The sequence below is a fragment of the Synechococcus sp. R3-13 genome, assembly GCF_047462195.1.
Lineage (GTDB): Bacteria > Cyanobacteriota > Cyanobacteriia > Thermostichales > Thermostichaceae > Thermostichus.
In genome coordinates this window covers 1-10,027 of sequence record NZ_JANSIO010000303.1, presented here as the reverse complement: position 1 = coordinate 10,027, position 10,027 = coordinate 1, and the positions used below count along the sequence as shown (strand labels likewise).

The window sequence follows — 10,027 nt, the reverse complement described above, 5'->3', positions numbered from 1 at the left end:
GAGATCCCCCTCCGGTGACCACTGGGGCTGGAAGATCGACTCGGCAGGGCCACCGGCCAGCTTTTGAGGTTCTCCCAAGCTGCCGTCAGGGTTCACCTCAGACCGCCACAGCTCTGTGCCGTCCCAGGGCATTTGGGGGTGATCCCAGGTCAGCCATACCAAGGTCTGGCCGTCTGGACTGAGGCGCGGGCTGGCGTAGAAGTCGTGCCCAGAAGCCAAAATCTGCTGGGATCCACTTGCTAAGTCAATCGAGACAAGGCTGTTTTCCGGCTCTCCCTGGCGGCTGTGATCTTCCCGCACACAGAGGATGCGTCCACGCGCCCGATCCACCACCCCGTCGGCGTAGCGATAGGGGCCTGCTTCTGTCAGGGGCTGGGGATCTGAACCCGGCAGCAGGCGGTAGAGCCGTTGGTCAGCGAAGTTGCAAAAATACACTACCCCTGCCGACACCCAATAAGCTCCACCCCCATACTCATGCACTCGTGTCCGCACATTGAAAGGTGCCGGTGTCAGCTCCACCAGGATCCCGTCGGCAGAGCGCCGCATCAACACATTGCGCCCTTTTTCTTGCGGGCGGCCCTCCGTCCAGTAGAGATCCCCCTGATCCCAAACCATCTGTCCCAAGCGCAGGGATCCCGTCACCACCAGGTCAGCGGTAATCGGGGATCGCCAAGATCCATAGCCAGCCTGTTGCACCATAAGCTGTTAACTCTCAACTAATTCTCGACCCCAGAACCCCTATTATGCCGGCAGCAAGGGATCCCTGCCTTTGCCTACAGCCTGTGGGGAAAGGGAGCCGAGAACAGGCTCGGATTCTGGGAAAAGGTATCCCGCGATACAATTCTCTCCGGGCCGAATGGGTTTGATGGAACACGTTAAGGCAACAGGGATGCACAACGCTTTCTCGACTGCAGGATTAGCCTTTCCCCTGTTGACGTTGGGAAGGCATTCGGTGAAAGCCTCAGCTGAGCGCAGTTGGGCAGGTTCAACACATGGGCGAGGTGATGAGCTAGGTGCTTCCCCCCGTTGGCCGGGCTGCTGCAACAACTGGACTTCTTAACACCCTTTGCACTCACTTCGTTTCGGAGATCACCGATGGCTCAATCTTTTAATCGTCGTCAAGTGCTGAAAATGGGCGCTCTGGCCGGAGCCGGGGCGGCCCTGGGGCCGCAGATCTGGGTGAAGCGGTCTGTGCCCGCCTACGCCCAGGGAGAGACCATTCGCGTTGGCATTTTGCACTCCCTCAGCGGCACCATGGCCATTTCAGAAACCAGCGTGGTGGATGCGGAAAAGCTGGCTATCAAAGAGATCAATGCCGCCGGTGGGGTTTTGGGCAAGCAGATCGAGCCGATTATCGAGGATGGGGCTTCCGATTGGCCAACCTTTGCCGAGAAAGCCACCAAATTGATCGATGTGGACAAGGTGGCAACGGTATTCGGCTGCTGGACTTCGGCCAGTCGCAAAGCGGTTTTGCCGGTGTTTGAATCCAAGCAGCACCTGCTCTGGTATCCCGTGCAGTACGAAGGACAAGAGTGCTCCAAAAACATCTTCTACACCGGCGCTGCCCCCAACCAGCAGATCGAGCCTTCGGTGGAATGGCTGCTCAAGAACAAGGGCAAAGAGTTCTTCCTGGTGGGATCCGACTATGTGTTCCCCCGCACGGCCAACACCATCATCAAGGCCCAGTTGGAAGCCCTGGGGGGCAAAGTGGTGGGTGAAGACTATCTGCCTTTGGGCAACACAGAAGTTACCCCCATCATCAGCAAGATCCGGGCCGCTCTTCCCAATGGCGGTGTGATCTACAACAGCTTGAACGGCGACAGCAACGTGGCCTTTTTCAAACAGTTGAAAGGGGCAGGGCTGGGGCCAGATCGCTATCCTTCCATGTCCGTCAGCATTGCTGAAGAAGAGGTACAGGCCATCGGCCCCGAATTCTTGGAAGGGCACTTCGCCGCCTGGAACTACTTTATGACGGTGGATACGCCTGCCAACAAGAAGTTTGTGGAAGCTTTCAAGGCAGAATACGGCCAAAACCGCGTCACCAACGACCCGATGGAAGCCGCCTACATCATGGTTTACATCTGGAAGCAGGCAGTGGAAAAAGCGGGAACAGTGGAAATCGACGCCGTGCGGCAGGCAGCCTATGGCCAGACCTTCGATGCCCCAGAAGGCTTGGTAACCATGAACACCAATCACCACCTGACCAAGTATGTGCGGATCGGCCAGGTGCGCTCTGACGGTTTGTTTGATGTCATCTTTTCTACGGATGCCGTGGAACCACAGCCCTGGAACCAGTTTGTGGCAGAGACCAAGGGCTTTGCCTGCGATTGGTCGGATCCGGCTAAAGGCGGTCGCTTCAAAGTCAGCTAGCCCTGCTGGTGGCTGTGGGCGGGATTCCTTGCCGTTTGGATAGGGTTGGGGATCCCGCCTAGATGCTCGGTTAGCCTCCCTAGTTTAGTTGGAAGGAGGATCCCCTGCCGATGACCTTGCTCTTGGATAGCTTGTTTAACGGCCTTAGCATCGGCACCGTCTTGCTGATAGCCGCTCTGGGCTTGGCCATTGTTTTCGGCCTCATGGGGGTCATCAACATGGCCCATGGGGAGCTGATGATGTTGGGGGCCTACACCACTTTTGTGGTTCAAAATGCCTTTCGTCCCCTAGGGGATCCCTGGCGGGATCTGTACATCTTTCCAGCTTTGGTAGCTGCCTTTGCCGTCACGGCTCTGGTGGGACTAGCCCTGGAGCGGGGGGTGATCCGCTTTTTGTATGGCCGACCCTTGGAGACCCTTTTGGCCACCTGGGGCGTGAGCCTGATCCTGCAGCAGTTTGTGCGCAGCGTCAATTGGGTGCTGGCTTTCCGCTTGGGGGCCTTCGCGGTGCTCTTTTTTGGCGGCTGGTGGCTCTTGGCCAGGCGAACGGATTGGCCGCGCCTCAAAAGGTGGACGCTGGCGCTGCTACTGGTGCTTTCCACGGCAATTGCAGCGGTGGGGGGGCGGGTGCTGGCGCAAACCTATGCTTTAGCAGTCACTCAACCCTGGTTTGGAGCCCAGAACAAAGATGTGACCGCTCCCCGTTGGCTGGGGGGTGGGATCCCGGTGGGCAGCCTGTTTTTGCCCAATACCCGCCTGTTTATCATCGCCCTCACTGTCTTCTGCATCCTAGGGCTGTACTTCTTCTTGCAGCGCACCCGCTGGGGGCTGCGCATCCGGGCGGTTACCCAGAATCGGGCCATGAGCGCCTGTGTAGGGATCCCTACGCAAAAGGTGGATGCCCTCACCTTTGCCGTCGGCTCGGGTCTGGCGGGAGTGGCCGGCGTAGCGGTCAGCCTGCTGGGATCCGTGGGGCCGAACACTGGCCAAAACTACATCGTGGATACCTTTATGGTGGTTGTCGTGGGGGGTGTCGGCAAGCTTTTGGGCAGCATTGTGGCAGCGCTTGGGATCGGGATTGCCAACTTTGTCATCGGTTCCGGGACGCTGGCTTTGATTTTTCCCAACGTGCCCATCCTGACCGATACCCTCAACTTTTTTGCCACCACGAGCATGGCCAAGGTGATGGTCTTTGCTTTGATCGTGGCCTTTTTGCAGGTGCGACCTCGGGGCCTTTTCCCCGAAAAAGGTCGTATGGTGGATGCCTAGGGAATGATCTCGCTTGGCGAAAACTCTAGGACCAGACTCTCCATCTTCTACTCCCTCACAAAGCCCATGAAACTGGTTCATTCCCCCCGTGCTGATCATGAAGTGGCTGCTCCCGCCGCGGGTGGGGATCCCAATTCTTCTCGCAAGCTTCTGTGGGAGGCCGGGATCCTCATCGTTTTGGTGCTGGCCTTGATCTTTGTGGCCCCAACTGTGCTGTCTGGCTTTCGGCTCAACTTGTTGGGGCGGTTTCTGGCCCTCAGCATTGTAGCTTTGGGGATCGACCTCATCTGGGGCTATACCGGCATGCTCAGCCTGGGGCATGGGGTGTTCTTTGCCTTGGGGGGCTACGCTCTGGGGATGCACCTGAAATTGCAATTGCCGGAAGGTCAGATACCGGAGTTTTTCAGCCTCTATGGGGTAACGGAATTGCCCTGGTTTTGGTACCCCTTTTATTCTTTTCCGTTTACGGCTGTTGCTGTGGTCTTGATCCCGGCTTTGGTGGCAGCAGCCCTGGGATATTTGGTGGTGAGAAATCGCATCCGAGGGGTTTATTTCTCCATTCTAACTCAGGCCACCACGATCATTTTCTTTAACTTCTTCAACGGCCAACAGCGCTTAATTAATGGCACCAACGGCCTGACCAACTTCCAGACTTTGTTTGGCCTAGATGTCAACTCGTCCGAAATGCGCTTTGCTGTCTATGTCACTACAGTTCTGGCGGTGGTTTTGGCTTACCTTCTCTGTCGTTGGCTCACCAGCGGCCTATTCGGTCGGATCCTGGTAGCCATTCGAGATGACGAGCCGCGGGTTCGTTTTTCCGGCTACGATCCCACCGGCTTTAAAGTGCTAGTGTTTGCCGTGTCTGCTGCCCTGGCAGGTGTTGCCGGAGCTTTGTTTACCTTGCAAACTGGGATCATCTCTCCCAATGCGATGGCCGTTCCCTTTTCCATTGAGATGGTAATCTGGGTGGCGGTGGGCGGTCGGGCCAGTTTGGTGGGGGCGGTGCTGGGGGCTCTGTTGGTTAACTTTGCCAAGAGCTTGCTGAGCGAAAATTTTCCCGAAATTTGGTTGTTTTTCCAAGGGGGATTGTTCCTGCTGGTGGTGCTGGTGTTGCCGGATGGACTGGTGGGTTGGGTGCGCACCCAAGGCAGGCAGCTTTGGGTCACTGTCCAGCTTTGGCGCAGGCGTTTGGCAAATACTTCTCCAGCCTAAATCTGGCTTTCTCTTGAGGATGTCAGTTATGTGCAAGATATAAGTTTAAGGTAAGAGGATCCCATGGGTGAGCCAGCGATACCAAGTTTCCTCTCCTATTTGATGGGTTTATTTGATGGGTTGAGAACCCTGTTCGCCCTCTGCCCTTTCCGTTCTTGGATGTGATCCCCATGCTTACTGCAGCTCCCACCGCCACCCGACAAATTTTACAAACTCAGGATCTCACCGTCAGCTTCGACGGCTTTAAGGCTTTAGATGGGTTGAACTTCTCTCTGGAGGAAGGGGAGCTCCGGGTGGTCATCGGCCCCAATGGGGCAGGCAAGACTACGTTTCTCGATGTGCTGACGGGCAAGGTTAAGCCTACTCGAGGCCGGGTGCTGTTTAAAGGAAAAGATCTGACCAAGCTCAAGGAACATGAGATCTCGATTTTGGGTGTTGGGCGCAAGTTTCAGACGCCGCGGGTCTATCAAAACTTGAGCGTGCGAGAAAACTTGGAGCTATCCCTCAACCCTGACAAAAGGGTTTTTTCCACCCTACTTGGCAAAAAGCATCTGCGACAAGAAACGGATGCTCTTTTGGAAACCATTGGCCTCAGCCGTAAGGATCGGGTTCCGGCAGGGCTGCTTTCCCACGGAGAAAAGCAATGGCTGGAGATCGGCATGGTGATCGCTCAAGATCCGGATTTGCTGCTGCTGGATGAATGCGTAGCCGGGATGACAGATAAAGAAACAGAAGCTACAGGGGAGTTAATTCAATCCTTAGCCCAAAGCCACACCATTTTGGTGATCGAACATGACATGGTGTTTGTCCGGCAAATTGCCCGCAAGGTTACCGTTTTACACCAAGGCTCGGTGCTGTGCGAAGGTACCTTTGAGGATGTGAAAAACGACCCGCGAGTGATTGAGGTCTATCTCGGATCCCACAAGGGGAAAAACTAAGCAAAGAGGTTATAGTTCTGTATCTAATCGACTCATGCGCAGGCCTATGAATACGGAAAACGCGACCGCAACACAAAACTTATCCCGAGATGGATCCGGGCCTCTTCTGGAGGTCTCCGATTTGAGGGTTTACTACGGTCAGAGTTTAATTGTAAAGGATCTCTCTTTTAAGATCTTTCCCGGCCAAGCGGTTTGCCTTCTGGGCCGCAATGGCATGGGCAAAACCACCACGCTTAAAGCCCTGATGGGGCTTCTGAAAGACTGCACAGGCAAAATTGCTTTTGAGGGCCGTCCTATCAACCATTACCCTCCCAATTGGCGAGCCCGCGCCGGTATTGGCTATGTACCCCAAGGTCGAGAGATATTTCCCCGCCTAACGGTTGAGGAAAACCTGCTGGTGGGGCTAGAAGCGGCACCGGACAGAGAACGGATCATACCTGAGTTTGTCTATGACCTATTCCCAATTCTGCGTTCTTTTCTTAAACGGCTGGGTGGGGATTTGAGCGGTGGGCAGCAGCAGCAACTGGCCATCGCCAGAGCTTTGGTGGCAGAGCCCAAACTTTTGCTCCTGGATGAGCCCACAGAAGGGATCCAGCCCTCTATCATTATCGAGATCGAAGAAGCCATCAGCCGCATTCAAAAGGAGCGGGGCGTTTCGGTGTTGCTGGTGGAGCAGTATTTTGAGTTTGCCCAAAGCCTAGCCGATTACTTTTATCTTATGGAAAATGGATCCCTTATCATGGAGGGGCCGACTGACCAAATGGACGAAGAAAAAGTCCGAGCTCACCTTTCTATCTGAGGTGGCACCTGGAGAGCCTGAAAACCTCTATAACTTTTTTGAGAGCGGCAAATGGCATCCTGCATGTTCCAGAGACCTTGCCTAAACTTCTGGAAAAGCGAGAAGTCCACCTGCGAGGGGATAGGCTAGGGTTAGCCCTGGGCTTCCTTGAGCAGCAGCGTTGGCTAAGCTAGAAACTGTTCAAGATTGCGCTAGCTTGCCATTTCCATCCACAGGTTTGTGTCTCCTCCGATTCACTTCACTGCAGAGCCCTGGCTGCACACCTACAGCGAAATTATCGATGTGCGCTCTCCGGCAGAGTTCGCAGAGGATCATTGGCCGGGAGCCATCAACTTGCCTGTACTCTACGATACAGAACGGGCGGAGGTGGGCACGCTCTACAAGCAGGTGGATCCCTTCGCAGCCCGCAAACGAGGGGCAAGCTTGGTGGCCCAGAACATCAGTCGCCACTTGCAAACCCATTTTGCCGATAAAGATCGCGATTACCGGCCCCTGATCTACTGCTGGCGGGGAGGGCAGCGCTCTGCCAGCTTGGCATTGGTGTTGTCCCAGGTGGGCTGGCAGGTTACGGTTTTGCAAGGTGGCTACAAAACCTACCGGGCCTGGGTGCGCCGACAGCTGCAGATCTTGCCCCAGGAATTTACCTACCGAGTGCTCTGCGGACCAACAGGGAGCGGCAAAACCCAGTTGCTTCACCATCTGCGCCAACAGGGATCCCAAGTCCTCGATCTGGAAAAGCTGGCCTGTCACCGGGGATCCCTCCTGGGGGCCGAGTGGGGGGTGCCGCAGCCCAGCCAGAAGAGCTTTGAAAGTCAACTGGTGCAGGTTTTTCTCCAGTGGGATCCCGCCAAGCCAGTCTGGGTAGAAGCTGAGAGTGCCAAAGTGGGCCAGCTCCATCTGCCGCCTGCCCTTTGGCAAGCCCTTACCCAAGCCGACTGTGTCGAAGTGCAGTTGCCTCTAGAGGAGCGGGTGAAGGGGTTAATCGCCCACTATCCCCACTGGATTGCTCACCCCCAAGCGCTAAAGGGGAAATTGCTGCCTCTGAAGTCCCGTCTTGGCCAGGGCCGCTTGCAGCGTTGGTTTGAGCTGATCGACGCCCAAGACTGGCCGCAGTTTGTGCAGGAGTTGCTGGAGCAGCACTACGACCCCACCTATCGACACGGGCTGCAGCAAAACTTCAATCGCCTTCGGGCCCGGATTGAGCTGTCTGACCTTTCCGAGACCAGCCTCAGGGAAGCTGCTGCTCGCCTCATCGAGATGCCGCTTGGATCCCTGGCTAGGTGAGCACGATAAACTCCAAAGCCCGCAACACCTCAAACCAGTCGGAAACTTCCAGCCGAACCGTGGAATCGGCAACCCACCGGCAGCCGGGATAAAAAGACTTGCGGTAGGCCCGAGCGGGATCCTTGTAGTCCACTTCCAATTGAAAGTGATCCGGCAGTGGGCGAGGACGGTAGGCCGACAGCCGCCTCAGGGATCCCTCTACACCTTGGCGGATGGCCCGCAAAACTTGCTGCGGATGTGGCGCAATGACCGACTGGCCTATCCCTTTGTGGGTGACCACCGTCTCGATGTGGGCGTCATAAGCTTTCGCTGCGGCACACACCTCCGCATCTCCGGCTACAAACACAACTGGGACTCCCTCATAGGCAGCCGTGAGGCTGACCAGGTGAAACTCGGCGATGGCCTGGCCGTTCAGCCGGATTTGGCTAACTTCGGTGGTGTAGGTGTGGGCGAGGGGGTTGGCAGCAGATCCGGCGCGGGCATGATAGCCGATTAGGAGCAGGGCATCGTAACTGCGATCCAACTCTTGCACCATACAGTAGGGGTGGCCGCTCCAGCCGCGGATGAGTTGCACCGGCTCCGGCAACCGTTCGGGGATGAGGTTTCGCCCTGAGTCATGGGCATCTTTGACTGTGATCTGCGTGGCTCCGGCAGCCAGGGATCCCTCACAAGCCGCGATCACTGCTCGGGTCATCTGCTCTCGGAATGCCTCGTAACCCGGCTGGCCGATGGTGGCCTCATCCCAATGGCTGATGCCGGCGATCCCTTCAATATCGGCGCTGATATAAACCTTCATGTTTGGCTCAGTAGACTCAGCATTGGATTCTGTCGGGCTCTATCCACCCTCAGATGCCGCTCAACATCGCTCTGCACAAGGGATCCAAGCGGTCATTTCCCTTGCGAAAGCTGCCCCTGTCTCTGTTACGGATCCCTTCCCTGTTTTCGAGAAGTCGGGATGAAAAACAAGGACTCCATCCCGCTGAGGCGGTCAGAGAGCCACCAAAGAAGCAGATACCCCCTGCTGCAACTCCGACAACAATGAGGCCGGACGCCCCTTATAGGGCCAGGCAAAAGCGTGACGAAAAGCTGCTTCCTGGCAGTGTTTGAGCTGCTCGAAATCGATAATGTCGTGGGTTAGCAGGTTTTCGTACTCAAACGGCAGCCGCACATTGTGCAAGCCGGCGTTGTCGGTGCAGATGGCGATATCCACCCCCGCCTCAAAGCAGCGGTCAAAGACAATCTTGAGGGGCTCCAAACTGGGCAGAGTTCCCGTTTTTAGATAGGTGGTGGGACAAACTTCCAGGCATTGTCCTCGCCGCGCCAGCTCCGGCAGCAATTCTGGATAGTGGAGGGGGATCTGAATGCCGTGGCCGATCCGCGAGACATAGGGCAGCAACTGTGGGTAGCAGCCATCCAAAGTTTCGTACAGGTGGGCAGTGGTTTTCAGGCCGCGGGCCAGCGCATACTTGAACAGCTCAATCCACTCGTCCATCCGTTCGCCGTAGGGCTTGTCTCCCCCGGCCAGGTCGATGGCACACACATACTCCGACTCAGCGGCAGCTTCCACCATGGCCCGGTTGATGTGGCTGGGCAGGCGTGAATGCAAACAGACGATCTGGGTGGTGACGATGGGATACTCCCGCTGCTGGCTGGCCTGCCCCACCGTCTCGATTACCTGGCGCATCTGCTTGAGGCGCTCCGCCTCATCCAGGCTGGGATCCGTGCGTAGGTAGGGGGTGTAGCGAATCTCTAGGTAGGCCAGATCCTCAAAGATGTAGGCTCCCCGCAGCAGGCGGTAGATAAAATAGGGCAGGGTTTCCAGGGTCTGCACCTGTTCCACCAGCGTGTGCAGCTCCAGGTAATCCTCGAGGGTGTTGCGCGGGCGGGTGTAGAACTCCTCAAACTCGGCATAGGTGGGAAAGCGCTCTGCCAAAGGGGATCCCTGGCGGTGAAAATAGCGCCACAGAATTCGGGGGACAACCGAACCGCCCAAATGACGGTGCAACTCCGCGTGAAGTGCCATAAACGCTCTACAATGGCCCGCCAGGGGGCAGACTTGGTTTGTTTAAGTACTATTTCTACTCTTATCCTACTCTTATCCAACCGCCTCAGGCTTGTCCAGGTGTGACATACTCCCGACCCCGACTGCTGGCAGT

9 protein-coding genes are annotated in these 10,027 nt (G+C 56.4%); 6 read left to right on the top strand and 3 right to left on the bottom strand.

Annotated elements, in window-relative coordinates:
* Window positions 1–699: TolB family protein (locus NW856_RS09500; RefSeq protein ID WP_414399973.1), on the bottom strand; the 699-nt coding region annotated here is incomplete at its 3' end.
* 396 nt (window positions 700–1,095) lie between these two features.
* Between NW856_RS09500 and urtA the strand changes: the two genes are divergently transcribed.
* The 6 genes from urtA to mnmH all read left to right on the top strand — a co-directional run bounded on the left by urtA (window position 1,096) and on the right by mnmH (window position 7,871).
* Complete coding sequence (gene urtA, locus NW856_RS09495) at window positions 1,096–2,370, top strand: urea ABC transporter substrate-binding protein (RefSeq protein WP_414399972.1); 1,275 nt, start codon at window positions 1,096–1,098, stop codon at window positions 2,368–2,370.
* Window positions 2,371–2,480: 110 nt separating this feature from the next.
* The gene (locus NW856_RS09490; protein ID WP_414399970.1) at window positions 2,481–3,638 is read left to right on the top strand and encodes an ABC transporter permease; all 1,158 of its coding nucleotides are present in this window, start codon (window positions 2,481–2,483) and stop codon (window positions 3,636–3,638) included.
* A gap of 3 nt (window positions 3,639–3,641) precedes the next feature.
* The gene (gene urtC, locus NW856_RS09485; RefSeq protein WP_011430742.1) at window positions 3,642–4,850 is read left to right on the top strand and encodes an urea ABC transporter permease subunit UrtC; all 1,209 of its coding nucleotides are present in this window, start codon (window positions 3,642–3,644) and stop codon (window positions 4,848–4,850) included.
* A gap of 170 nt (window positions 4,851–5,020) precedes the next feature.
* Window positions 5,021–5,788, top strand: a complete 768-nt coding sequence (urtD, locus tag NW856_RS09480; protein WP_414399968.1) for an urea ABC transporter ATP-binding protein UrtD — start codon at window positions 5,021–5,023, stop codon at window positions 5,786–5,788.
* A gap of 34 nt (window positions 5,789–5,822) precedes the next feature.
* Window positions 5,823–6,587, top strand: a complete 765-nt coding sequence (urtE, locus tag NW856_RS09475; protein WP_414399966.1) for an urea ABC transporter ATP-binding subunit UrtE — start codon at window positions 5,823–5,825, stop codon at window positions 6,585–6,587.
* A gap of 219 nt (window positions 6,588–6,806) precedes the next feature.
* Window positions 6,807–7,871, top strand: a complete 1,065-nt coding sequence (gene mnmH / locus NW856_RS09470) for a tRNA 2-selenouridine(34) synthase MnmH (RefSeq protein ID WP_414399964.1) — start codon at window positions 6,807–6,809, stop codon at window positions 7,869–7,871.
* Here the strand turns inward: mnmH and NW856_RS09465 are convergent.
* Both NW856_RS09465 and NW856_RS09460 read right to left on the bottom strand, forming a co-directional pair.
* A complete protein-coding gene (locus NW856_RS09465) occupies window positions 7,864–8,667 on the bottom strand; it encodes a M55 family metallopeptidase (RefSeq protein ID WP_414399962.1) in 804 nt (267 codons plus the stop codon). The two genes, mnmH and NW856_RS09465, sit on opposite strands and share 8 nt — an antisense overlap.
* A gap of 192 nt (window positions 8,668–8,859) precedes the next feature.
* Window positions 8,860–9,894: an adenosine deaminase gene (locus tag NW856_RS09460; protein ID WP_414357521.1), complete on the bottom strand. Its 1,035-nt coding sequence runs from the start codon at window positions 9,892–9,894 to the stop codon at window positions 8,860–8,862.
* Window positions 9,895–10,027: the final 133 nt, after the last annotated feature.